The sequence below is a fragment of the Margalitia sp. FSL K6-0131 genome (assembly GCF_038008735.1).
Classification (GTDB): Bacteria; Bacillota; Bacilli; order Bacillales; family Bacillaceae_C; genus Margalitia; species Margalitia shackletonii.
In genome coordinates, this window is sequence record NZ_JBBOZS010000001.1 from 5411687 (window position 1) to 5436747 (window position 25061).

21 protein-coding genes and 1 pseudogene are annotated in these 25061 nt (G+C 38.0%); 12 read left to right on the plus strand and 10 right to left on the minus strand.

Annotation, left to right across the window (positions count from 1 at the left end; all coding sequences use genetic code 11):
- Window positions 1-83: 83 nt before the first annotated feature.
- The 7 genes and pseudogenes from NSQ59_RS26445 to NSQ59_RS26470 all read right to left on the minus strand — a co-directional run bounded on the left by NSQ59_RS26445 (window position 84) and on the right by NSQ59_RS26470 (window position 9106).
- Window positions 84-1280 (minus strand): class I SAM-dependent rRNA methyltransferase, encoded by a 1197-nt coding sequence (locus NSQ59_RS26445; RefSeq protein WP_055741519.1) that lies wholly within the window; start codon window positions 1278-1280, stop codon window positions 84-86.
- Window positions 1281-1302: 22 nt separating this feature from the next.
- Entirely contained in the window at window positions 1303-1968 is a 666-nt protein-coding gene (modB, locus tag NSQ59_RS26450; RefSeq protein WP_055741520.1) for a molybdate ABC transporter permease subunit, read from the minus strand.
- A gap of 108 nt (window positions 1969-2076) precedes the next feature.
- A pseudogene (locus tag NSQ59_RS28045) lies at window positions 2077-2173 on the minus strand (molybdate ABC transporter substrate-binding protein); the annotation flags it as partial.
- A gap of 91 nt (window positions 2174-2264) precedes the next feature.
- The gene (locus NSQ59_RS26455) at window positions 2265-2444 is read right to left on the minus strand and encodes a small acid-soluble spore protein H (protein WP_055741521.1); all 180 of its coding nucleotides are present in this window, start codon (window positions 2442-2444) and stop codon (window positions 2265-2267) included.
- A gap of 105 nt (window positions 2445-2549) precedes the next feature.
- Window positions 2550-4967 carry an immune inhibitor A domain-containing protein gene (locus tag NSQ59_RS26460; protein WP_055741522.1) on the minus strand — a complete coding sequence of 806 codons (2418 nt, stop codon included), beginning with the start codon at window positions 4965-4967 and terminating at the stop codon, window positions 2550-2552.
- Between the two features lie 550 nt (window positions 4968-5517).
- Window positions 5518-7377: an ABC transporter ATP-binding protein gene (locus NSQ59_RS26465; protein WP_340833060.1), complete on the minus strand. Its 1860-nt coding sequence runs from the start codon at window positions 7375-7377 to the stop codon at window positions 5518-5520.
- A 1-nt stretch (window position 7378) separates the two neighbouring features.
- Window positions 7379-9106, minus strand: a complete 1728-nt coding sequence (locus NSQ59_RS26470) for an ABC transporter ATP-binding protein (protein ID WP_126647216.1) — start codon at window positions 9104-9106, stop codon at window positions 7379-7381.
- A gap of 158 nt (window positions 9107-9264) precedes the next feature.
- Here NSQ59_RS26470 and NSQ59_RS26475 point away from each other — a divergent pair, with 158 nt between their 5' ends.
- A complete protein-coding gene (locus NSQ59_RS26475; RefSeq protein ID WP_126647217.1) occupies window positions 9265-9846 on the plus strand; it encodes a GNAT family N-acetyltransferase in 582 nt (193 codons plus the stop codon).
- Window positions 9847-10051: 205 nt separating this feature from the next.
- Here NSQ59_RS26475 and NSQ59_RS26480 read toward each other — a convergent pair whose 3' ends face one another.
- Window positions 10052-11767 carry an ABC transporter ATP-binding protein gene (locus tag NSQ59_RS26480; RefSeq protein ID WP_055741526.1) on the minus strand — a complete coding sequence of 572 codons (1716 nt, stop codon included), beginning with the start codon at window positions 11765-11767 and terminating at the stop codon, window positions 10052-10054.
- A gap of 416 nt (window positions 11768-12183) precedes the next feature.
- Here NSQ59_RS26480 and NSQ59_RS26485 point away from each other — a divergent pair, with 416 nt between their 5' ends.
- From NSQ59_RS26485 to NSQ59_RS26535, 11 genes are all read left to right on the plus strand, one after another.
- Window positions 12184-13227, plus strand: coding sequence for a hypothetical protein (locus NSQ59_RS26485; protein WP_340833061.1), 1044 nt, complete (start codon window positions 12184-12186; stop codon window positions 13225-13227).
- Window positions 13228-13376: 149 nt separating this feature from the next.
- Window positions 13377-13775, plus strand: coding sequence for a DoxX family protein (locus NSQ59_RS26490; RefSeq protein ID WP_055741528.1), 399 nt, complete (start codon window positions 13377-13379; stop codon window positions 13773-13775).
- Between the two features lie 372 nt (window positions 13776-14147).
- Window positions 14148-15503 carry an MATE family efflux transporter gene (locus NSQ59_RS26495; protein ID WP_055741529.1) on the plus strand — a complete coding sequence of 452 codons (1356 nt, stop codon included), beginning with the start codon at window positions 14148-14150 and terminating at the stop codon, window positions 15501-15503.
- An 82-nt stretch (window positions 15504-15585) separates the two neighbouring features.
- Window positions 15586-16818 (plus strand): peptidase T, encoded by a 1233-nt coding sequence (pepT, locus tag NSQ59_RS26500; RefSeq protein WP_055741530.1) that lies wholly within the window; start codon window positions 15586-15588, stop codon window positions 16816-16818.
- A gap of 259 nt (window positions 16819-17077) precedes the next feature.
- Window positions 17078-17407: a PadR family transcriptional regulator gene (locus NSQ59_RS26505; RefSeq protein ID WP_055741531.1), complete on the plus strand. Its 330-nt coding sequence runs from the start codon at window positions 17078-17080 to the stop codon at window positions 17405-17407.
- Window positions 17404-17814 (plus strand): permease prefix domain 1-containing protein, encoded by a 411-nt coding sequence (locus NSQ59_RS26510; protein ID WP_055741532.1) that lies wholly within the window; start codon window positions 17404-17406, stop codon window positions 17812-17814. The genes NSQ59_RS26505 and NSQ59_RS26510 overlap by 4 nt, the downstream gene beginning before the upstream one ends.
- Window positions 17815-18490: 676 nt before the next feature.
- Window positions 18491-19507, plus strand: coding sequence for a fatty acid desaturase (locus NSQ59_RS26515; RefSeq protein ID WP_055741534.1), 1017 nt, complete (start codon window positions 18491-18493; stop codon window positions 19505-19507).
- 214 nt (window positions 19508-19721) lie between these two features.
- Window positions 19722-21026 carry an alkaline phosphatase family protein gene (locus NSQ59_RS26520; RefSeq protein WP_340833062.1) on the plus strand — a complete coding sequence of 435 codons (1305 nt, stop codon included), beginning with the start codon at window positions 19722-19724 and terminating at the stop codon, window positions 21024-21026.
- Window positions 21027-21055: 29 nt separating this feature from the next.
- Entirely contained in the window at window positions 21056-22330 is a 1275-nt protein-coding gene (locus tag NSQ59_RS26525) for an MFS transporter (RefSeq protein WP_340833063.1), read from the plus strand.
- Between the two features lie 89 nt (window positions 22331-22419).
- Window positions 22420-22542: a DUF4023 family protein gene (locus NSQ59_RS26530; RefSeq protein WP_340833064.1), complete on the plus strand. Its 123-nt coding sequence runs from the start codon at window positions 22420-22422 to the stop codon at window positions 22540-22542.
- A gap of 175 nt (window positions 22543-22717) precedes the next feature.
- A complete protein-coding gene (locus tag NSQ59_RS26535; RefSeq protein ID WP_055741537.1) occupies window positions 22718-23086 on the plus strand; it encodes a VOC family protein in 369 nt (122 codons plus the stop codon).
- Between the two features lie 46 nt (window positions 23087-23132).
- On the opposite strand, the gene NSQ59_RS26540 is transcribed toward NSQ59_RS26535, so the two are convergent.
- Together NSQ59_RS26540 and NSQ59_RS26545 are read right to left on the minus strand one after the other, a co-directional pair.
- Window positions 23133-23711, minus strand: a complete 579-nt coding sequence (locus NSQ59_RS26540; RefSeq protein WP_055741538.1) for a hypothetical protein — start codon at window positions 23709-23711, stop codon at window positions 23133-23135.
- A 9-nt stretch (window positions 23712-23720) separates the two neighbouring features.
- Window positions 23721-24902, minus strand: coding sequence for a ParM/StbA family protein (locus tag NSQ59_RS26545; RefSeq protein ID WP_055741539.1), 1182 nt, complete (start codon window positions 24900-24902; stop codon window positions 23721-23723).
- Between the last annotated feature and the right edge of the window lie 159 nt (window positions 24903-25061).

A 25061-nucleotide genomic window follows, 5' to 3' on the forward strand; every position in this document is an offset into this window, starting at 1 on the left:
CTATATACCTATACGAATAATGAAAAACTGAACCAAATGATAAACCCCTTACGTTGAATTATTCTAACATAAGGGGTTTTACTTTATCCTAACTTTTCTATAAATACAACTTTCAAATAGTTACCCTCTTTAAACTCCGGTATTGTCCGAAAATCTTCCGGCAAAGAGAATTCCTCTCTCAACTTATATTTCACACCAGATTCCTTGAAAGCTGCATCGATAAATCCCTTAAATTTCCTCATATCAAACGTACTGCAATTCGTTGATGCCACAATGATTCCCTTGTCTTCTGTAATCGAAATCGCATCTTTTAATAGATTTTTGTAATCCTTTGCGGCACTAAATGTATGTTTTTTTGATTTAGCGAAGCTTGGAGGGTCAAGGATTACCATATCAAATTGCAATCCTTTCCTAACCGCATACTTAAAATAATGAAAAACATCTTCCACTATAATATCTTGCTTTTCAGCATCGATTCCGTTTATTGTAAACTGCTCAGTGGTTTTCGCTTTACTTCGATTCGCAACATCAACACTAGTTGTTTTTGAAGCACCGCCCACAGCAGCAAACACAGAAAATGCTCCTGTATAGGAAAAGAGATTAAGGACCGTCCTATTCTTAGCATATTGATCACGAATGGTTTTTCGAACCTCACGCTGATCCAAAAATACCCCAACCATTGCACCCTCGTTCAAATAGATCGCAAAGTTGACCCCATTTTCTTTTACTAAGATTGGAAAATTGCCCCGTTCCCCCATGACAAAATCATCATCTTCTATGTATTGACCTTTTGTGTCAAAGCGCTTTTTTTCATAAACACCTTTAAATTCAACAAGTTTCTCCAATACCTGTAGAACGAATGTCTTAAAATGATAGATTCCTTTACTATACCAATTAATCACATAATAGCCATCGTAATAATCGATAATCAGACCGCCTATTCCATCGCCCTCGCCATTAAAGACTCGGAATGCAGTCGTCTCGGAATCTTCGAAGAAATGCTCCCTTTTCTTAAATGCGGCACTTAATTTCTTCTCAAAAAAACTCTCGTTTATTTCCTCTTTTTCTTTTTGCGTTAGTACCCATCCATATCCTTTGTTCTGCCGTCCAACATACCCCTTCGCAATAAACTGTTTGCGCTCATCTACCAGTTTAATGATAATCCCTTCGTTATCTAATCCACTAATATTTGCCAATGAATCTTTTATAATGAGCGGATATCCTTTTTTATATTGATTTACATATTTTGCTTTTACTTGTACGCTTACCTCTCTATTCATGAAAACCGTCCAATCTACAACATTATTTTTCCGATTTCCTATTTATATTAATGATCATTAACATAAAAAAGGAAATCACGATTATACATCCAACCCATGCCCAGGCAAGCTTCATATTCCCCGCATCAATAGCAAGATAAACTGCCGTTGGAAGCGTTTGGGTTTTGCCGGGAATATTCCCAGCAAACATTAAGGTAGCTCCGAACTCTCCAAGTGCGCGTGCGAAGCTAAGAATTCCTCCGGAAATAATGGATTTAAATGCAAGCGGAAGCAAAACAAACAAAAAAATAACTCTTCTATTTGCCCCATCTACTTTCGCGGCTCCCACAATGTCCGAATCAATTGCTTCAAATCCCGTTTTAGCGGATTGATACATGAGCGGAAACGCCACAACCGCTGCTGCAATCACTGCCGCACTGAATGTGAATATAAGAGACTGGTGAAAAACCCACTCATAAAGCTTTCCGATAGGACTATTTTTGCCAAAAGTGACAATTAATAAAAATCCCACTACGGATGGCGGTAAAACTAGCGGCAGCAAAAACAACGTTTCCACCACACTCTTCCCCTTGAACTTTTTACCCGCCATCATAGCTCCCAAGCATACTCCAACTATAAGGACGATGATTCCAGATATAATTGCTACCTCAATGGATACTTTAACTGGTGACCAAAAATCATGGACCATTCTCTACAATCCTTTAAACCTATATTTTCTCAACACTTCCAGATTCTTATAGATAGTCAAACTTGTTCATAATGCTTAATATTTTTCACGATTCCTGCAAACAGTCGTAACAATCCTTACCTTTTTAGATAAAAGTGCATTCGTTTTGTAAACGATCCCCGCATCGTCATTGGCAAGACTCCACATAGTTCAATACTTGCCTAACAAAACTTATTTACTATATAGTAACATTTATCTGTTCGAATTTATTAAAGAAAAAAGATCAGCTCTTAAAAAAGAACTGATCCTCTTCCTTTCTAATGCTCTATTAATTCATTTACAGAAACCTCTTGTTCATTCTCAGGCTGATCGAGGGGATAAATTCGGGCGGTTTCCCCCTTTTCATCGACATTTTGGATATAGACTGGGGTTCCATTATATGTAACATTTGCCATCACGGGGGAACTTGCTATTTCTTGAGCACGTTGTCTATTCATTTTAATTAAGCCTCCTTTTCTAGGTATTATCCTCTCATTACAGAAGAAGGATTATTCCTTTATCAGACAAAAACCCTCATCAGGCACTGAGGAGGGTTAAAAATCTTATTTATAAACTAATATCTTACCAACAGTTCCATCCGAACTTTGCCCCGTAACACGGACCTTCAAGCCATAGCTTGTAATATTTCGTCCAACATCAGGATTTTCCGGATTCGAATAATTTTGACTGTCATCAAATATAGCATTCTTTTGAGTGAAGTTGTCCTTTAGATAGAATGATTTATCACCAATTGTCACATCAGTTCCCTTCTCTGTATTAAATGCTGCGTCATGAACCTGATAGCTATTGGAAGCTAAGCATTTATTCGCGTCGCAAACTGTCCCCAATTTATCATGCCACACGTTATTATGCTGATCGGCATCTACAACACCAAGGAATCCATCGCCAGGATGGTAACCCGGTCCTGTCCAGTTGTTATCGAATGCATTATCTACATACCAAACCACTAAACCTGGATCAAACGAAAGCATGGTTCCTCGTTTGTTAATATGTGCAAGACCGGAGTCGGAACCGTTATGTGTTCTCCACTCAAGCAAATAATAATGTTTCGTATATTTATTACCGTCTGACTTTTTAAAGCCGCCACTTAAATCAAATTTCGGTGTTCCTTCAGCATCATCTGATAATATATTTTTCCCGTCCGCCGTAACATTGATATCATCCTCAAAAAACCCTGGTTCAGCTACATATTGATCGGATTTATAATGGAAGCTTATTTGAACTTTTTGTCCGACATAAGAAGTTAAATCGACTTTCGCATCTTTCCATCCGTTAGAATCACCAGTAATTCCATTGCCTAGATTTGCCCCATTAGGGTTAGACTTTGTTGAAATGGAAGGAACCTCTACACCCTTTCCGTTCACTTCTACATAGGCATAATCAAAATCCTGTTCAATAGAGTACCATGTTTTAAAGGATAATTCGGCACTTTTGGCATTGGTTAAATCAACTGTTGCGGTCATCTTCGTATCCAGATTATTATCACTTCCACCAAAATACTCCGCTGCTCCGCTTGTAGGTTTGTTAATCGCTTGCTTTTTATCAGGCAGATTAATCTTCACTACATCGTTATTTGTACCTTTTGAACTTGCTTCATCGAGAAGAAGCTCCGTACCTTTTGAAGTTACATCTTTGAAATCCATCTCTGTTCCTGTTTGCCAGTTTGGCGTAAAATCAGGAGTTGTCATGGAAGTCTGTAAATATTCCTTATCATACGGGCTAAATCCTGAAGGCTCTGTACCTGGAATTGCACCGGTCCAGCTTCCGCTTGACATGATAGACCAGTTGCTGACAGGCTCACCCGAACCGCTGTATAAAGTATCATATTCATCCGGTAAGCCTAGGTTATGTCCGAATTCATGAGCGAAAACGCCTGCTGCCCCATCTTCCGGTTGCACAGTATAGGCATATCCAGCTAATTGTCCGCCCCAATATGGCACATCCGTTTTTGTATTTGGAATCGGAGAAACACCGCCTAGATCCCAGCTATGAGACCAAATCGCATCTCCACCAATTTTCCCTCCGCCGGCTTCTTCCCCAACACCAGAGTGAATGACCATTAAGTGATCAATAATACCATCTGGCTCTCTTGTGTTCCCATCACCATCTAGATCATATGGATCTTCTTTATCGAATTTGCTCAAATCACCTATTGCAGGATCTTTTGCAGCTGCAGCTAATGCTTCTCTAATTAAAGCCCTAGGATTAGCATCATTACCACCAGATGCGCTATGTTTGCCATAGTAAGCTGCTGGATATTTCGCAGTATACCAACCTGCAACCGCTCCATCCACCGTATAGCTGCCGCCTGATTGCTGCTCATAAAATTGCTTCATAGAAATTTTCGTTTTACCATCTGGTCCTACATAACCATTGTCGCCGAATATCATATCCTGATAATGCTGATGCGAATATGCATCCTGCCCGCTATAATACATATCCGTTTCTTCCGGCGTTAATTGCCCATGCGGTAAATCAGGAAAATCGATTAATAGAACGAGAACTTCATCCTTTCTTTCTTTCCCGTCCCATTTTTCTGGTTGAACAGGTGCTACAACCGATTGTTTTGCCTGCCCGTTTTTATTTCCCTTCCCTTTATAAATCCCATTACTATCCATTTTTTGCTTCATTGCTTCTTTAACAGCTGCAGCATTTCTGGCAAACGAATTTGTTTCCTTCGAAGAACCTGCAGCTAACGCCATATTATGCAAATACTTCTGCAGTGCCTTATCTTCTTCCGCAGGTGATGCATCCTTTGCAATAGTGCCATTTTTCTTTAGCATCTCAATTAGACGATCACTATTGGCAACTCCTAAATCAATCGGCGCTACATCACTAGCCACAGAACTTTTTACATTTGGTGCTGCTGCCTTTTCCGCATGGATTCCTACAGCAAATGAACTAATTACAAGCCCTGCTGATAACAATGGAACACTTAATTTCTTCTTCCAGTCTCCCAAAACTACTTCCCCCCATCATGATAATAATAAAAGCGCAAGCGCCTTGCTCATCGGCGTACGGATTTCGTAGTCTTCGACTGAGATAAAGGAAACACAGCGAGGTAGTTCACGAGCTGATGTTGACTTATCGTAGGGAGGAGACGGAGAAATCCGCTAGCCGATAGGCGCTGAAGCTAGACAGAGTCTAGACTTGTTAAATGATCTTTGAAATAAAAAACTTATACTTTTTTAACTCTAAAAATAATCGTCCCAGACGGATCTGAACATTCCCTCCAATGCTCCGTTAAAAAATAAAATTTATATGTTATACAATTCAGAATTTATGAGGAAAAATCCTTCATCGAATTTTGTCACAAGAAGAAAATGATTCGATAGTATTTGACCTATTTCTATCAATCTCATTCCAAGGTCCTGTTAGGCATAAGTAAAAGGTCCCTTTTCGCTAGAAAGTTTTGTAGAATTCCTAAAAACTACTCATTTTAATGAAGCGCCTCAAAACAAAAAAAATCTCCCGGAAAGTAATATTGCACCCTTTCCAGGAGATTATATTTTATGATTCGATCGCATTTTCCATATTTTTAAATTGATTGAAAAACATACTATAATATCTTCCTTGCTTCTCCATCAGCTGATCATGGTTTCCTTTCTCCATAATTTCCCCATGATCCACGACCATAATGGTGTCCGCATCCCTAATCGTATTCAAACGATGGGCGATAATGAAGCTCGTACGACCCTGCATGATATTCAATAATGCCTCTTGAATATGGAGCTCTGTCCGAGTATCAATACTGCTTGTCGCTTCATCTAAGATGAGCAAAGAAGGTTTAGATAAAATAACCCTTGCAATCGCGAGTAGCTGTCGCTGACCTTGGCTTAGATTTCCCCCATTCTCTGATAACATCGTGTCATACTTCAATGGTAGCCTGTTAATAAACAGATCGGCATTCGCCATTGCTGCTGCCCTTTCCACTTCCTCATCGGTAGCATCCGGGTTTCCATACATAATATTTTCTTTAATCGTTCCTGAAAACAAGTACGTATCCTGAAGAACAATACCAAAGCATCTTCTTAAACTGTCTCTTGTGTACTCCCTTATATCACGGCCATCAATGTAAATACTCCCGCTCGTCACATCGTAAAATCTGGTTAAAAGATTTATAACGGTGGTTTTACCGGCTCCAGTTGGGCCTACTAACGCGGTGCTAGTGCCCACTTGGGAATCGAAATTAATATTTTTTAGAATAGGCACATCAGGTCTGTAACCGAAGCTGACATCCTTAAATACAACATGACCCTTTGGATTTTTTAATTCGACTGCATTCGGTAAATCCTCTGGTTCCTCTTGTTCATCTAAAATTTCAAAAACTCGTTCTGCGCCGGCAACACCTGATTGAAGGACGTTAAAGATATTAGCAAGATCATTAAGCGGTCTGACAAACTGTCTAGAATAGCTTAAGAAGCTGGCAATTACCCCTACTGTGATCATGCTTTTCACCGCTAAAATACCGCCGACAATGGCAACCGCAGCAAATCCAATATTATTAATTACGTTCATGATTGGCATTAAAAATCCCGAAAAAATTTGTGCCTTCAGACCAACTTTTCGTAACGCTGTATTTACTTCCTCGAATTCCTCTATTGCCTTTTCTTCATGGTTAAATGCTTTTACTACTTGAATACCGGAAATAGTTTCTTCTATATGACCGTTTAATTTTCCAAGCTGTGCTTGCTGATTTTTAAACAAGATACTTGTCCTTTTAGCAATAGACCTGGTTAATAAATAGACTAATGGCACGGTAATAAGACTGGCTATTGTCAAAATGGGACTCAATACAAGCATCATAATGAAAGAACCCAAAATAACAATGGAACCGGACATTAATTGAGTTGTTGACTGAGAAATGGTATTGCTTACATTATCTATATCATTCGAGAGTCTGCTCATTAATTCCCCATGCGTACGATTATCAAAAAACGCAACTGGGAGTTTCTGCAGTTTTTCAAATAAAGATCTCCTTAAGCCTTTTACAATTCGTTGGGACACCCCGGCCATTAGCCAGCTTTGCAAAAAGGTAAGAACACCATCTGCAATATACGTAACCAATAGAACGAGAATCATAATCTCCAGCAGTCCAAAATCAACCTTACCACCTTTTGCGGACATAGCATCAATTGATTTTCCAAGCAGATACGGAGCCGACAGTGTAAGGGCGGAATCAATAATAATAAACAGAAATACCGTTGATAATAGTTTTCGTTCCTTCCCAATATAAAACCATAATCTTTTCAGGGTTCCTTTAAAATTCTTCGGCTTTACTACCGGTGCTCCTCTCCCGCGTCTGAAATTTCCTCCCGGCCTAAGAGGCGGTGCCTGCTGTCCTCTATTTTCATTTCTTTCCTGCGACATTCTAACGCACCTCCTTGCCCACTTGCGATTGGAAGATTTCTTGGTAGACCCTGCATGTTTTCATTAATTCCTCATGCTTGCCAATTCCCGCTATTTCCCCATTGTCTAAAACAATAATTTTATCAGCATCCATAATGGACGTAATTCTTTGTGCGATTAAAAGACATGTTAAGCCTTTTGCATACTTTTTCAGTGATTCTTTAATTCTAGCTTCCGTCGCCACGTCAACAGCACTTGTACTATCATCTAAAATAAGGATTTCTGGGTTCTTCACCAACGCCCTTGCGATGGAAACACGTTGTTTTTGACCCCCGGAAAAATTCACTCCGCCCTGCCCTATACGGGTATAGTATCCTTCCGGTGAAGCTGATATAAAGTCATGTGCCCCTGCCATTGTCGCTGATTTTTCGATCTCTTCAATGGTCGCATCCTCTTTTCCCCAACGAATATTTTCCACCACTGTACCGGTAAATAGAGTTGTTTTTTGCGGGACAATCGCGATTTTCTCTCTTAACTTTTTTGGATCAATATTACGAATGTCCTCACCGTCTACTTTTATACAGCCTGATGTGACTTCATAAAAGCGCGGGATCAGTCCAACAAGACTGCTTTTTCCCGAACCTGTTGATCCAATGATCCCTACTGTTTCTCCAGGTAGACATGTAAGATTAATATTTTTCAAAACAGGCTCTCCGGATGCTCCTTTATAGGAAAAACAAACATTTTCGAAGTCAATTCTTCCTTTTATATTGGCGTCTCCCACTGCACCCTCTTTCCAAGTGACTTCGTTCTCTTCTGCAAATACTTCCCCTATACGACCCGCGGAAGCACGAGCCCTTACAAACATATTAAAAACCATGGAAATCGTCATTAAGGAAAAAAGGATTTGCGTCATATAATTGATAAATGCAATTACATGGCCGACTTGAATATTTCCTGATTCAACCCCATTCCCCCCTAACCAAAGCACCGCGATAATACCTAAATTAACGGTCAGCATAATTGCAGGGCTGAAAACGGACATTAACCTTATGGCAGACATTGATTTAGCCTGGAACTCCTCGTTAGCGACATTAAATTTCGTCATCTCATAATCAAACCGATTAAATGCCTTAACAACCCGAACTCCGGATAAATATTCCCTCATTACCCCATTCACACGGTCAAGCGCTTTTTGTACTTTAATGAATAAAGGGAAGCCGAACTTCATGTTCATCACGATTAAAATCGCCACCATTGGCACCACAACGGCTAGTACAACGGCTAAGTGAAGATTTAAGCGTGTAGCCATAATTAGACCGCCGACACACAGAATTGGCGCCTTCGCAAATATTCTCATTAACCCGTTCATAAACGTCTGAACTTGTGTGACATCGTTCGTTAACCGGGTAATTAAGGACGCACGATCAAACTTATCAATTTTCTCAAAGGTTAAACCCTGAATTTTTTTAAATAAGTCAGACCTAAGCTCCGCACCGAAGTTTTGCGATACCATGCTGGATACAATATTCCGAGTGGAGGCGGCTATCGCCCCGAAGGCTGTAATAAGAAGCATAAGCCCCCCTTTTTGCATAACATAATTCATGTCTTTATTAGCTACCCCAATATCCACTATTTTGGACATAATGGTAGGCTGCATAAGGTCGCAAATCGCTTCAATGGCGACAAATATAACCCCTATTAAAAAAGGCAGCCAGTATTTTTTCGCGTATTTTTTTAAGAAGCTCATCCTAATTTCCATCCTTGACATTTATTTCGCAATGCGAATTTACTAATTCAAAGATACTATCCATATTCAAAATAGTCACTATTTTTTTCGCTTTCCTAAATATTTTCTAAAGGGTTTTATTCGGGTTGGCGCGAATACCTTTCGCAGAGGTGAAAAAAATGAGTAATGTATTAGAACTTACGGAGATTCCTGTCATTGAAACAGATAATTATTACCTCCGGGGATTGACATTGGAAGATGCAGCAAATATGTTTCCTTTCATGAGTGACCATGAAACCATGAAGTATATTACTCCTCATCCAGTGAGAACCATTAAGGAATTGGAAGCGTCTATATTAAGGAACTTGGAGAATTTCAAACAAAAAAAGGAGATTCCCTGGTCTATTGTTCATAAGCAAAATAACCAAGTTGTAGGGATGTTTCGATTTCACAAATTACATACATGGCACCAAAAAGCGGAAATGGGTGTCGTCATCCATAAGGATTTTCAGAAAAAAGGAGTAATGACGGAAATTTTACCGGAAATACTGGAATTCGGATTTAACACCCTTGGATTAAATCGCATCGTTGGCGATATTTTTGCAGATAATGAAGGTTCGAAAAGGTTAATGGAGAAGTTTGGTTTTCATAAAGATGGAGTTCTTCGTGAGACAGATTTTGATGGCGAAAGGTTTTATGATACCGTGGTTTATTCGATGTTGAAATCGGAATATAGGGTTGGATTAAGCGGGGGAAAATAAAAATTCATATCCTAAGCGGACAGAGAATCCGTTATTTTGATTAAACGACCTTAATTTAAGGACTAAGCGGACACAGGATCCGTTATTCACGCAAAAGCACTAGGAAATCACTGCTTTTTTGCAAGATAACGGATCCTCTGTCCGCAAACATAGGAAATTAAGCCATTTTGTCACAAATAACGGAACTCGTGTCCGCCAAGTTGTTTCATCTTTGGTATTGAACGCGATGCAGTCTCGCAAAGATACCGTCTTTTTGCAGCAATTCATCATGCTTTCCTTCTTCTGCTATCCCGGTTTCATTTACAACAACAATTCGATCTGCATTACGAATCGTTGCTAAGCGGTGGGCAATAATTAAGGTTGTTCGGTCTTTCGCAAGCTCCGACAATGCATGTTGAATGATCATTTCTGTTTCTGTATCTAATGCAGAAGTCGCTTCATCCAAAATTAAAATCGGCGGATTTTTAAGGAACATTCTCGCAATAGCGATCCTTTGTTTTTGTCCTCCGGAAAGCTTCAAGCCCCTTTCCCCAATTTGTGTTTCGTATCCAAAAGGAAGTGAAGCAATAAAATCCTCAAGATGAGCCCGTTTAGCAGCTTCTTGTATTTCTTCCTCTGTCGCATGGAGATTCCCGTATGCAATATTTTCCCGCAATGTTCCCGTAAAAAGAAAGACATCCTGTTGCACAATTCCAATTTGGGATCTTAGGGAGCTCTTGGTCATTTGCCGAATATCTATGCCATCGATCGTAATACTTCCGCTATCCACATCATAAAACCTTGGAATCAAGGAGCAAATAGTGGTTTTACCGGCACCGGAAGGACCAACAAACGCTACTGTTTCTCCAGCTTTAATTTTTAAGTCAACATCTTCTAGCACTAACTTATGCTCGTCGTATCCGAAAGTAACATTCTTAAATTGGATGTCTCCTTTCAGGAAGGGAACCTCTACCGCATCCTCTACATCCACAACATCTGGTGCTGTATCGATTAGTTCCGTAAATCTTTTGAAACCGGCCATCCCTTTCGGATAAAGCTCCATTAACGCACTAATTTTATCAATCGGCTTAAACAACACATTGATATAAAGTACGAATCCAACAAGCTCGCCGTTTGTAAGCTGATTATTAAAGCATAGCCAAGCACCATAAATCAGAACAGCCAGGGTAATAAAACGGGTCATCATATAAATTCCTGAATTACTAAAGGACATGACCTTGTATCCGCCAAGCTTTGCAGATCTGAATTTTCGATTATTCGTTCTGAATCTATTAATCTCATATTCTTCATTTGTAAAGGATTGAACTACCCTTACACCGGAGACACTATCCTCTACACGGGCATTTACATCTGCAATATCACTATACATCTGTTTCCATGCTCGATTCATTTTTAAATTACAAACAATAATTAACCAAATTAAAAATGGAACGATCACTATGGTAAGAAGGGCTAATTTTATATTAACCGTAAACATAATTAGGAATGCTCCGAAAAATGTCATCACTGCAATGAATAAATCTTCCGGTCCATGATGGGCAAGCTCCCCAATATCAAATAAATCATTCGTGATGCGACTCATAACATGGCCTGTTTTCGTATTGTCAAAAAAACGAAACGATTGCTTTTGCACATGCTGGAACAGTTGCTGGCGCATATCCGTTTCAATATTAATCCCAAGTTTATGTCCCCAATAGTTTACAATGTATTGCAAAAATGTACTTATCAAATAAAGACATAATAATCCAATGCTGACTGACACGATAGAGGACCAGTTTTTGGTTGGCAATAACGAATCAATAAACCACTGAACTGCAAGCGGAAAAGCTAATTCTAAAATGGCAACTACAACCGCACTGCTAAAGTCCATCATAAATAGCCTTTTATGTGGAACATAGTAAGAAAAAAAACGTCGAATCATAAAAAACTCCTTATCTGAAGGCTCTTTTCTTGAACTTTGTTGCTTTTGAATACGAAATAAAAAGCTTATTTGGGTTAAAAGTGAATAACCCCCTAGAATTATAGTCCATGACGAAAAGCAATACTTATCGCGAAAACAACCTACCTGAAAATATAATTGGATTATATGGTGAATGGATATTTTTATCAAGCGAATTGTTACATTATTTAGAAAAAACGAGGGGATTGCAGCCGTCAATTTCTACCTATTCCTACCACGCATTTTCAATTGGAATTATCCATTACCATTGATGAGAAGCAATGCTTTCCCCTTTTCAAATACATATACCATAAAACAGGAAATAACTTTTGGTTTACTTCAACTATCATTAATTTTATACTCGGATAGTATGAAGAAAGTATAAAGAAGGGATTACAATGCTGTCACGTGTTCTTAAACAACAAGTACCAACCTCTGCAGGCGCTATTGTAATGGCAACCGGTATATTACTCTTAGGTGCTATGCAAAAGGTTGTTTTTCAGCATAAAGAATTAGCAATTATTTCTACTACACTAGTACTCTTATTATTATTTATTCTATATATAGCTTTCGTGCGCGATATGATTCTTGGTGTCATGTGGGAACGTCATTTTTGTGATCCAATATCAAGTTTCGGAGTTGGAACCTGGATTGCGGCAACATCCGTCTCCATATTGGTGATCATGAACTTTGCGCTATTCTTAAGACCAATTGCACTCATTCTATTTCTTTTGAACTGTATACTGACAATTAGTTATATAGCAATCATTGTTCGTAATTATATACTTTTATTTAAATCAAATGGGTCACGGCTTCGAAAAAAAGTCCATGGAATCCTGTTATTGGCATCTGTTGCCATCCAATCCATTATTGCAGCCGGCCAATCAGTATTTGGAAAACCTTTTGTTGCCGTATTTGGAACATGGCTATGGTGGACTGGATGTCTTTTATATGGTCTGGGTTTTGTTCTAATCCTAAATCGATATATTCGTTCTGAAGATAGAAATCTTGCGCAAAATTGGAAGAATACAAATTGCATCATCCATGGAGCCATGTCAATCAGCGGTTTAGTTGGTGCAACAATGGATGTGGTTTCACCTGCTATACTTGTTATGGTGTGGATTTGGGTTATGATAGCATTTTGTATTGTGGAAGGTATCGAAATAGCGAGATCCATGCAAAGAATTAAAAGATATGGCTGGAAAGAGGGCATGTGGATTTATGATACCAGTCAATGGGCAAGAAACTTTACGTTTGGAATGCTTCTAGCCTTTTCTATGCATTTACCCAAACAAGGCATCTTAACGCATTTTGTGAATACGAAAAGTTTTGTTCTTTCAATAGGCCCATATATAGTGGTAATTCTGTTTGTAGTGGAGGTTCTTATTGCTCTAACTGGAAGAACTACCGCCTCTAAAATTCCAGAATCCGTCAATATGTAATCCAAAAGCACCCATATCGGGTGTTTTTTAATGCTATAATAATCCATTTTTACTATAGGTAGAAAGCGGTAAGAGGTATAAAATATGTACATAAGCTTATACTAAGCTTATCTATGCGATTTACTTTTGCGAGAGTAGGGATACAAATGTTGGCAGACCTTGGGCTATTAATTATCCGGCTTGTAATTGGCCTTACCTTTATCGGACATGGCGCCCAAAAATTATTTGGATGGTTTGGCGGTCCAGGTGCAAGTAATTTTGGAGAATGGCTTGAATCCATTGGAATACGCCCAGGCGGTAAAATATGGGCAATTTGTGCGGGATTATTTGAATTGGTTGGAGGACTGCTTTTCGCAGCAGGTGTTTTTACTCCAATCGGAGCCGGTTTAATCGTCATTATTATGATTGATGCTATTTTTTCTGTACATATTAAAAATGGATATTGGGTTGAGAAAAATGGATTTGAATATTGTTTTGTATTGATAGCAGTAACAATCGGTGTAGCAATGATCGGTCCAGGAAAGTACGTACTTTTTTATCAACCTTAATTCCTCAAACCCAAACGTTAATGATCGTTTGATCTTTAACTTGGGTTTTTTTATTTTAGTAAATTGCTTATTTATTTTCTTCCCAGATAAAATTCCATAAACATCCCCAGTTGTTTAAAGTGTATAGATTGAAATTCAATACGTAAACGATTGATTGGAAAATAAAACGGACATTTGTCATCATTAAATTTTGTGTAAAAAAAATTATCAGCATCCTTCATTCTATTTTAGAGTAAGCATATATAGCTTGCTCCTTTTTTTATGGAGAACTATTAACAAAATAATTCATGTCGTGAAGGAATTTCTAATTTCTTTCTCATTCGCATAGGTTTACAATGGAATTTGTATTATTTTTATGAAGGGGATATTTTCGTGGACACAAATACAAATAAATATCAGGAGCAAACGCTTTTTAATATATCATGGCCGCTTTTTATCGAGCTGGCTCTGCATATGGGAATGGGGATTATTGCAACTCTTATGCTCAGTCATTATTCTGATGATGCAGCTGCAGGAGTTGGCGTCGCCAATCAATTGTTAAACATGTTTATTTTAATTTTCAATGTCACCTCTGTTGGTGCAACTATTTTAATTGGTCAGAAGCTTGGTGCCGGCCAATTTAAACATGCAAGGCAGCTTGCCCGTTCGGCTTTCGGATTAAACTTTTGGTTTGGGGTCGGAATAGCCCTTTTCATTGCTTTATTCGGAAAATATCTTCTAGGCATGTTTGACATTCATGGAGATGTATTTCGTTACGGCCTTACCTATGTTCATATATGCGGAATATCTCTATTTCTAGAGTCCATTGCACTCGCCTTAAGTGCTGTCCTGCGCAGCCACGGATATACAAAGGAGTCAATGGTTGTAACCATTATTATGGATATTATTAGTGTCGGAGGAAATGTGATTGCCATTTCCGGCATCTTCGGTTTGCCGATTACAGGGGTAACAGGAGTATCATGGGCAATGGTTGTTGCTCGTGTATTCAGCGTCTCGGCACTATTGCTGTTAGTCTATCATAGACTTTCATTGAAATTAAAAATAAGCGATATATTTAAACTAAAAAGAGACGATATTCGCGGACTATTGTCCATCGGAATACCGTCAGCCGGCGAAAACCTGTCCTATCAATTTTCACAGCTTATCATTACAGGTTTTATAGCAACGATCGGCGTTTCCGCCTTAGCAGCAAGAGTCTATATTTTAAATATAAATATGATTTGTTATTTGTTTACGCTTGCTATTGCACAAGGAACACAGTTGCTTGTCGCGCGTTATATTGGCGGCAAACAGTATGACCGAGCACTACATCGCGGCATTCGAACACTTAAAATATCGATGTGTGCTTCCTTTATTACATCGTTAATCATTGCTTTAGTCGGCTCCCCTATTTTAAAAATATTCACCAATGATCCTAGTATTATAGCAATCGGGTTGCCTGTGCTTTGGGCCATCGTATTTATCGAACCCGGTAGAGCAATGAATATAGTTTTAATGAGTTCCCTAAAATCTGCAGGAGATGTCCGTTTCCCTGTCATCATCGGAATTATTTCGATGTGGGGAGTTGCCGTATCCCTCAGCTATTTACTTGGTGTTCATTTTGAGCTTGGCTTATTAGGTGTATGGATAGCCCAAGGTGCGGATGAATGGCTGCGCGGCTGTTTCGCACTTAAACGCTGGACGACAAAGCCTTGGGAACGATTAGGAAAAGTAAGAATCAGTGCGTAGGATTTTCTTAGACTCCCATTCTTAAAACGTGTGGGAGTCTTTTTTTAATGGTATGATAAATATAAAAAAGGAGTTGGAATTCATGAAAAATGAAATCATTGAAAGATTTACTTCTTATGTCAAGGTGGATACTCAATCAAATGAGGAAAGCAACACATGTCCTTCTACACCTGGTCAGATGACACTTCTCAACATGCTCGTAGAGGAATTAAAGTCTATCGGAATGGAAGAAGTAACAATCGATGAAAATGGATATGTTATGGCCAGCCTTCCTTCCAACACAGATAAGGATGTACCAACTATTGGATTTTTAGCTCACGTTGATACAGCTACTGATTTTACAGGCAAAAACGTAAAACCGCAAATCGTAGAGAACTATGATGGAAGCGATATTGTATTGAATGATGCCTTACATATTGTATTATCACCAAAGGATTTCCCAAGCCTTGAGCAATATAAAGGACATACCTTAGTAACTACAGACGGTACCACTCTTCTTGGGGCTGATAACAAAGCCGGTGTTACAGAAATCATGACAGCAATGGCATATTTAATCAAACATCCGGAAATTAAGCATGGAAAAGTAAGAGTTGCCTTCACTCCTGATGAGGAAATCGGCAGAGGCCCTCATAAATTTGATGTTTCTGCGTTTAATGCAAAATTCGCTTATACAGTAGATGGCGGACCGCTTGGCGAATTAGAATACGAAAGCTTTAACGCTGCCGGCGCAAAAATCACTATAAAAGGAAACAATATTCATCCAGGCTCAGCAAAAGGCAAAATGATTAATTCTTTGAAAATTGCGATGGAATTACAAGGGAAACTTCCAGCTGAGGAAGCTCCTGAATATACAGATGGCTATGATGGCTTCTACCATCTTCTCTCCATGAATGGGGATGTTGAGCTTACAAAGCTTGCCTATATCATCAGAGATCATGACAGAGAAAAATTTAATGCCAAAAAGGTTAATCTTGAAAAAATCGTTCATGAATTACAAGACAAATATGGCAAAGACAACATAATTCTAGAAATGAACGATCAATATTACAACATGAAGGAAAAAATCGAGCCCGTTAAAGAAATTGTCGATATCGCATATCAAGCAATGAAAAACTTAGACATTGAACCAATCATCGCCCCAATTCGCGGCGGTACAGACGGTTCTCAGCTTTCTTACATGGGACTGCCGACTCCAAACATCTTTACAGGCGGAGAAAACTTCCATGGTAAATACGAATACATTTCCGTGGATAATATGATCAAGGCAACAAATGTTGTGATTGAAATTGTAAAATTGTTTGAGGAAAGAGCTTAATACGGTGGAAAATGAACGAATCCGAGATTTTCGGGTTCGTTTTTTTTTGGTTCTTTTGAATTTGTCGGTGGTTCTCTCCACAAAACACCTTACATTTTCGTCATCACAATTTAATTCAGGCAAATTAGAAAATAATTCAGGCATTTCACACAAAAATTCAGGCAAAACAAATAAAATCAAAAAATTACTTTGACAGATAGAGTAATCTGCGTTAATATTACTCTATCAGATAGAATAATCGGTTATGGAAGGTGAATCCATGATAAGAAGTGATATTATCCGCGGGCATTTAGATTCGATTATTCTGCGATTGATACTGGATAAGGATCAATATGGATACGAAATTTCGAAACAAATTAGCTTGCGGACAGATAATCGGTTTCAGATAAAAGAAGCTACCCTTTATGCAGTCTTTCAGAGGCTGGAGAAAAAGGAATTGATTGAATCCTATTTTGGAGAAATTTCTCATGGTGGGAAAAGAAAATACTACAGAATCACTACCTTGGGAAAAGCTTACTTAAAGGAAACCGTAAAAGAATGGAAAGAAACAAAAGAAATAATTGATCTATTTATGGAGGAATTAGAATGAAGAAGATTAAAAACCATGTAGATGACTTATTTAAAAATGTTCCAGACAGCGAACAAAAGGAACAGATTAAGCAAGAGATTGTAGAAAATCTCGAGGAAAAGGTCTTTGATTTAATGGCACAAGGAAAAGAAGAAGAGGATGCAATTAATAAAGCAATTGTCGATTTTGGGGATATTGATGAGATAGAAAAAGAACTTGGAGTAAAACTGCCTTCACCTAAGAAGAAAAATATGTCAAAAATAGATTTAGGCTTTTCCATTTGGGGCAGTGCCTTAATCATTGCATTAGTAGTGTTTATTAATTTTTACTACACCCCTCACATTATTTGGTTCGTATATCCAACCTTTGGTGTATTATGGTGGCCTCTATGCATGTTCTACAGATGGCTGCGTATACGTCAAAAATAAAGGAGGATTTCTATGCATAAGTATGATCTGATTTTTGCCTCCATAGGTAGCCTTATTAGCATACTATTCTTTATTCTTGTAAATTACTTAACAAGTCCTAGTCATATTTGGTTTATCTATCCAGTCTTTTTTCTCCTTTTATGGCCGGTTAGCGTTTATTTTATAAAAAAAAGGGAGTATAAAATTCATTCTCTCTGTATTAGTATCATCATAATCTTGTACCTGTTTTTAACAAATTTTCTATACTCCCCTAGCCATCCTTGGGCATTATACGCATTCTACCCAATCATTTGGTGGCCAATTATGGTGATATTTGAGAATGCTAGAAAAACCATTTCCTTAGGTCTCATAGGGAGTTTCATCACGATTGTGTATTATTCCATTTTGAACTTAGTTATTTCGTCCGGCTATCCTTGGGCAATATACCCTGCTTTTATAGTGTTATGGTGGCCTTTGGCTTTATATCATGCAAAACATAAAAAGTTTTTTCAATTTTCAATCTCATCAAGCTTGTTTATAAGTGTATTTTTTATCATTGTAAACATGGTGTCTTCCCCAAACGAAATTTGGGCAGTGTACCCCATTTTTGCAGTATTATGGTGGCCCTTAAGCATGTATTATTACTATTTTAAAAGAAAAGAATCGTCCGTTAAAATCAAAACGAGGTGAAGGTACAATGGAAAAACAATCCAAAAATAGTATTCGCGAGTGGAAAGAAAAATTAAAAACATTTGAAAAACCACGTATCTCAGCTAGTGTAAGACAGCTTATTAATTCCGTAGGACCATTTTTACTATTATGGGTTTTAGCTTATTTTAGTCTTCGAGTCTCCTTTTGGTTAACATTATTATGCGTCATACCTGCTGCCGGATTTTTAGTAAGGACATTTATTATTTTCCATGATTGTACACACCATTCCTTTTTCAAAAACAGAAAAGCCAATAAGATTGTCGGTATGATTACGGGAATTCTTACCTTTTGTTCCTATGAACAGTGGAAAAATGAACATAATCTCCACCATGCAACAAACGGAAATTTAGAAAAACGCGGTGATGGTGATATTTGGACGTTAACTTTGCAGGAATACGCACAAGCCTCTTGGATCAAACGATTATTATACCGGACATACAGAAATCCGATAGTCATGTTTATATTTGGACCATTATATATTTTCTTAATTTCTTATCGTTTTAATAGAAAAAATGCTACAAAAAAAGAAAAAAGACATGTTTGGATGACGAATATTATATTAACTTCCATCGTTTTATTATTAGGATTCACCCTTGGCTGGAAGGCATTTCTTTTAGTTGAATTACCCCTCTTCTATATTGCCGCATTGTCTGGTGTTTGGTTATTTTATGTACAACATCAGTTTGAAGATGGTTATTTTGAAAATGGCGACAACTGGAATTATGTTGAAGCTGCATTAAAAGGAAGTTCATTCTATAAGCTTCCGAAGATATTGCAATGGTTTTCCGGTAATATTGGGTATCACCATGTTCATCACTTAAATTCCAATGTTCCAAATTATCAACTTGAAAAGGCACATAAAAGTGATATACGCCTTCAAGAAGTTCCAACCTTAACACTTTGGACAAGTTTAAAATCCTTGACCTTCAAGCTATGGGATGAGCAGTCAAAAAAATTCATTGGAAATCGTGATATAAGGAATTTCCTGCGAAGCCAGTCCTAATAAGAAATCCGATATGCGCAGGAGCTAGACAGAACTATAACGGATAAATAATTTATTTTACTTTCATATCCTTTAAAAGAGACAGGTATATTTGATGATATACCTGTCTTTTCCTTTTACATAAAACTACCATTTACTAATGTAAATAAATGTTCCTAAATTCTAAATTTTCCATTATATTTAATACTATACGGCTCATTTAAAGGAGGTCGTTATGGAACGCTTAACAGACCACTTAATTGTCATATCATTTGACTGTTTATCTTCACTCGATTTTCCCACACTTGTGGAGCTTCCGCATTTTCAAGAGCTCTTGAACCATAAAGCTTATTGTAAAAATGTTAAAACGATTTATCCGTCCGTAACATACCCATGCCATGCAACCATTGTAACCGGAAAACTTCCAAATCGGCATGGTGTTATTAATAATACATTGTTGCAGCCCGGGAATCCATCACCGGATTGGTATTGGTACCGTCGTTATGTAAAAGGAACTACCCTTTATGATGAAGCAAAAAAAGCCAACTTAACTACAGCTGCATTATTATGGCCGGTTACCGCTAAAGCAAATATCGATTACAACATGCCCGAGATTTTTGCAAATCGCCCTTGGCAAAATCAAGTTACCGTCTCTTTACTAAGCGGCAGTCCTCTTTATCAATTAGACATGAATCGCCGTTTTGGCAACATTCGGAAAGGGTTAAGCCAGCCCGAGCTAGATGACTTTGTGCTGGAATCCACCGTTCAAACGATACAATCGAAAAAGCCTAACCTATTGCTTGTCCATTTTACGGATCTTGATACACAACGCCACCTCTACGGATTCTCATCAGTGCAAGCACATGAGGCACTACGGCGGCATGATGAACGTCTTGGTCGGATCATCGGAGCTTTAAAACAGAGTGGAATATATAATAACTCCACCGTTATTGTATTAGGTGACCATAGCGCCTTGGATGAGTCCAAAGCCATCAAGTTAAATGTGTTACTTCGAAAAACTGGGTTGATAAAAGTAAATAAACGTGGAAAGGTAGTTGATTGGAAGGCATATTGTAAAAGCTGTGACGGCTCCGCTTATCTTTATGTAAAGAATGATAATGACCACGAAACCAAGTCCATTTTAAAAAAGCTTCTCAACGAGTTAACAAAGGATGACCGAAATGGCATTGAGAAGCTGTTAACAAACGAAGAACTTTGTCCTAAGGGGGCAGACCCCAATGCCTACCTCATGGTGGAAGCTCACCAAGGTTATTACTTTACCGAGGGATTAAATGGAGAACTAATAGATACCATTACAGCCAAGGATGTCAAATCCAAAAAATACACGGTTGCCTCACACGGCTACTCTCCGGACAAAAAGAATTACACCACTGTTCTAATCGCCTCCGGAAAAGGAATTCGTTCAAACGCAATAATCCCGTCCATGCATCTTGTCGATGAAGGACCGACATTTGCAAGATTGCTCGGTCTAGATCTTGGAGATACAGACGGCAGAATCATACGAGAAATGTTAATTTGATTAAAATTACAAAAGGGGGGTTTTAGAGAATGAAACGTTTTACGAAGGAAGAGAATAGTTGGGTTTTTTATGATTGGGCTAATTCTGCATACTCTATTATTATTTCGACTGCCGTTTTTCCGCTATTTTATAAAGCCGCAGCAACAAAAGCCGGTATAAGTGCCGCTAACTCTACCGCCTATCTAGGGTATACGGTCGCCATTGCTACATTTATTTTAGCCATACTTGGTCCTGTCTTAGGAACCATTGCCGATTATCAAGGATTTAAAAAACGCTTTTTTACTTTCTTTTTTACTATCGGGATATCCTTTACTGCGCTTCTGGCATTCATCCCCAGTGATCAGTGGCTGCTTTTATTAATTGCTTATACGATTGCTGCCGTTGGAGCCTCAGGGGCAAACGTATTTTATGATGCCTTTATCGTAGATGTCACAACAGAAAAACGAATGAATCAGGTTTCCGCTCGCGGCTTCGGCTTTGGATACATCGGCAGCACGATTCCCTTTATCATCAGTATTGCGATCATTATTTTAGCCCAGAAAGAGATCCTGCCTATCTCTGTAACACTTGCAAGCAAGATCGCATTCCTAATCACCGCAATTTGGTGGGCATCCTTTTCCATCCCAATGTTTCGAAACGTTTTTCAACGTTATTATATTGAACGTGAACCAAATCCCGTTGTGAATAGCTTTAGGCGTTTAGGAAAGACGATAAAAGAAATTCGTAAATACCGCTCATTGTTCCTATTCCTGCTGGCTTATTTTTTCTATATCGACGGGGTTGGCACTGTTATAACAATGTCGACTGCCTATGGAACAGATTTAGGCATAAGCTCTCAAAGTCTATTAATTATTTTGTTTGTCACCCAAGTAGTCGCAGCACCGTTTGCTATTTTATATGGGAAATTGGCAGAGAAATTCTCAGGTAAAACGATGCTGTTTGTCGGCATTATTGTCTATATGATTGTTTGTACGTATGCCTACTTTTTAAAAACAACCTTAGATTTCTGGATATTAGCTATGCTTGTTGCATCGTCCCAAGGGGGAATTCAAGCATTAAGTCGATCCTATTTCGCAAAGCTTGTTCCGAAACAAAATGCCAACGAATTTTTTGGATTCTACAATATATTTGGCAATTTTGCCTCCATCATGGGACCTCTTTTAGTAGGAGTTACTGCACAAATTACTGGGAAATCAAACAGCGGAGTATTTAGTCTTATCCTTCTATTTATTATTGGCGCGATTATTCTCATAAAAGTGCCAAACGAAAAAAATGATATTGCAGCAAGCAAGAAAATTGGATAGATCTTTTCGAAGTGCCTAGTTTTTAATGTATTATTTCTTTCTTGAATGGAAAAAGTACAACCGAAGTCCCATTACAAGGAGGAAACAGATTGGAAAACACACATGAATTTGTAGAAAAGCTTCACGATACACAAAAGAAGGATAAAGAGAATAAAAAGAAGCAAGGCAAAGGACACCCTGATAAACAACTTCCAAATAACCAGCATAATTAATACGTAATTCAGTCATGATTTTCTATAAATCATGGCTTTTTATTTTGAAATGTTTAAGCTGAAAAAAACTGTCAGTTCTCCCCCTATTCTGATATTTTTCTATATAAATACCAAAATCTTTAGAAATATATGTATAATAATTGTAATTGAAACATTTGGAGTGGAGTGATACGTGATGGGAATCCAAAAAATTGGGCAAATTGGGGTAAATGCAAAAGATTTCGAGAGAGCGGTACAATTTTATAAGGATGTTTTAGAATTACCACTATTATTTAATACAGATTCATTAGCATTTTTTGATTGTAATGGAGTTAGACTCCTGCTTAGCCTGCCTGAATCGGAAGAGTTCGCGAAGACAAGTTCTGTGATTTATTATCAGGTCGAGGATATTAAGGAACATTATAACCAACTCCTCGACAAAGGAGTACAATTTATTGATGAGCCCCATGTAGTAGCAAAAATGGGACAGGTAGAAACTTGGATGGTGTTTTTCAAAGACACGGAGGACAACATCCTTAGTCTGATGAGTGAAGTAGTAGTGTAATAGAAATGTAAGGATACCTTTGCAAGCAAGGGTATCCTTATTATAATCACTTATTCATCTGTGCCAGAAAATCTCCTAATAGATCCTCCATACTTTCTTCTTTCTCATCATCGGAATTTTCATCTGGAATAGGCAACTCCCAATCGAAGTTATCAAGATCATCAACTTGATCTGTTCTTGTATTGTGACTTTCATCCTCTTTTATTGGGTCAGTATCAGGATAAATCAAGTCTACATTATCATCTTGGGTTGGCTCCTCCAACGGATACGGATAATCCTCCACATCTACCATACTTGTATTCAAAGAGGCTATAAGGGAAGCTGTTTTAACAGGGTCTGTTAATAATTGATAGACAATGCTCCCTAATAAAGCTAGTGATTGCTCATGTTTAAGCCAATTTCGCTGCGTTTTATCCAATCCTTTTGGAAGAGGAATCGTTAGAGTTTCCCGTTTCTTGGATATAGATTGTCCAACACCATTTATGACATATTCGGCAATTTTGCTGGAAAAATTTCGCCTTTCTGTTTCCTTCAGCTTTCCTAAATATTGCAAAATATGATCAGGGGTATCCGAAGGAATGCGAAATGTAATGGGTTTTCCCCTATTTATCTCTGATTTTTCCATCTAATCACCTTATTTGTTTTTAACCAGTTTTTGCTCTTCTATTTGCTTATCTTTCTTATTCCTTCTGTTAAAATCAGTTATCAATTTATAGTAAGCATTAACCATCATCCAGATACTTTCTCTCTCATCCTCAAAGAAGTCAATATTGAATCCATCAAGGTTATTATTCATTGTTTTAAGATAATCCTTTAAAATAATCGAACCGCCGCCGATAAAATAACAAATCTCCGTTTGCGAGTTCTTCTGCCAAATATTACGAAGAATTCGATATTGTTTTTTTGCCAGCTCAAATAGAGTTCTATCTACAATATCGTGAACGCTTGTCCTACTTCCTTTTACCATAATATGATTACGATCATTTTTCTTCGTAATAATTTCCACCACATCGCGTCTACTATCTAGCTCCACTCCATGCTTGGAGCGAATTTCTTCTCTTATATTTTCAAGGGACTCTGAAACACCCAGGTTAAATCCTTGTGCCTTGTCATCATCTACTTTACGATTCTTGATGACTGCAATATCTGTTGATAAACCGCCGATATCTTGGATAATAATGCGTTTATCGATTAATTCTTTATTGATGATATTTAAATTCTTATCCATGACTAAGTTAATGAATGCTGCGAAGCCCTCGGGATACACTTTTACCTCATCAAATCGAATGTTTACCTTTTGACCCTGATATTTTGGTGTTACTAAAAACTCTACTTGATGAACGGATCCAAGCAATCTCGAACGGAAGCCAACATCCTTGCCTTCCTTTACTTCTCTGAGCGGGAGGCCTGTTCCTAATGTATAGGTTGCTTCTATTACGTTATTAGAACGTTTAAACATTTGCTTATTTTCGTCTCTTACTGCATCTAAGGCCAAGCTTGCAAATAACATGATAAGAGTCTGGTCTTCCTCAGACTTGCTGCTTCCTGGATCTAATTCGGTCGAATTAGTACTTTTGGTTGCTAAATGACCTACACGGTAAATAGAATTATTATCTTTTAATATAGGGGAATGAACCCGAATATGTATGCCGTCAATTGGATTTTGTTGATTTAATTCCTCTAATCCTATGATAGGACGGTCTTCTATATCTCTGGCAATGACATTTGGAATATTCATGTCGTATTCCATTTCTCCAAAAATCCCTTTAAGGGAGTCATTACCTACATCAATTGCTGCAATACGTGAGTTTGTCAAAAAAAATCATCCCTTTCACTATTGATGTGTAAAAGGTTATAGAAACCACAAGGCTTGGTCAATGGAGTTAAGGAATCTTTCATGAATACTTATCAATAGACATGAATTTGTAATCCTGTATACAAATCCGTAAACAATAACGAAATCCGCTAGCCGATA

Coding starts and splice junctions, on each gene's coding strand:
- NSQ59_RS26445 (WP_055741519.1), bottom strand. CDS start 1,280: ATGAATAGAGAGGTAAGCGTACAAGTAAAAGCAAAATATGTAAATCAA.
- modB (WP_055741520.1), bottom strand. CDS start 1,968: ATGGTCCATGATTTTTGGTCACCAGTTAAAGTATCCATTGAGGTAGCA.
- NSQ59_RS26455 (WP_055741521.1), bottom strand. CDS start 2,444: ATGAATAGACAACGTGCTCAAGAAATAGCAAGTTCCCCCGTGATGGCA.
- NSQ59_RS26465 (WP_340833060.1), bottom strand. CDS start 7,377: ATGTCGCAGGAAAGAAATGAAAATAGAGGACAGCAGGCACCGCCTCTT.
- NSQ59_RS26470 (WP_126647216.1), bottom strand. CDS start 9,106: ATGAGCTTCTTAAAAAAATACGCGAAAAAATACTGGCTGCCTTTTTTA.
- NSQ59_RS26475 (WP_126647217.1), top strand. CDS start 9,265: ATGAGTAATGTATTAGAACTTACGGAGATTCCTGTCATTGAAACAGAT.
- NSQ59_RS26480 (WP_055741526.1), bottom strand. CDS start 11,767: ATGATTCGACGTTTTTTTTCTTACTATGTTCCACATAAAAGGCTATTT.
- NSQ59_RS26485 (WP_340833061.1), top strand. CDS start 12,184: ATGCTGTCACGTGTTCTTAAACAACAAGTACCAACCTCTGCAGGCGCT.
- pepT (WP_055741530.1), top strand. CDS start 15,586: ATGAAAAATGAAATCATTGAAAGATTTACTTCTTATGTCAAGGTGGAT.
- NSQ59_RS26505 (WP_055741531.1), top strand. CDS start 17,078: ATGATAAGAAGTGATATTATCCGCGGGCATTTAGATTCGATTATTCTG.
- NSQ59_RS26510 (WP_055741532.1), top strand. CDS start 17,404: ATGAAGAAGATTAAAAACCATGTAGATGACTTATTTAAAAATGTTCCA.
- NSQ59_RS26515 (WP_055741534.1), top strand. CDS start 18,491: ATGGAAAAACAATCCAAAAATAGTATTCGCGAGTGGAAAGAAAAATTA.
- NSQ59_RS26520 (WP_340833062.1), top strand. CDS start 19,722: ATGGAACGCTTAACAGACCACTTAATTGTCATATCATTTGACTGTTTA.
- NSQ59_RS26525 (WP_340833063.1), top strand. CDS start 21,056: ATGAAACGTTTTACGAAGGAAGAGAATAGTTGGGTTTTTTATGATTGG.
- NSQ59_RS26535 (WP_055741537.1), top strand. CDS start 22,718: ATGGGAATCCAAAAAATTGGGCAAATTGGGGTAAATGCAAAAGATTTC.
- NSQ59_RS26540 (WP_055741538.1), bottom strand. CDS start 23,711: ATGGAAAAATCAGAGATAAATAGGGGAAAACCCATTACATTTCGCATT.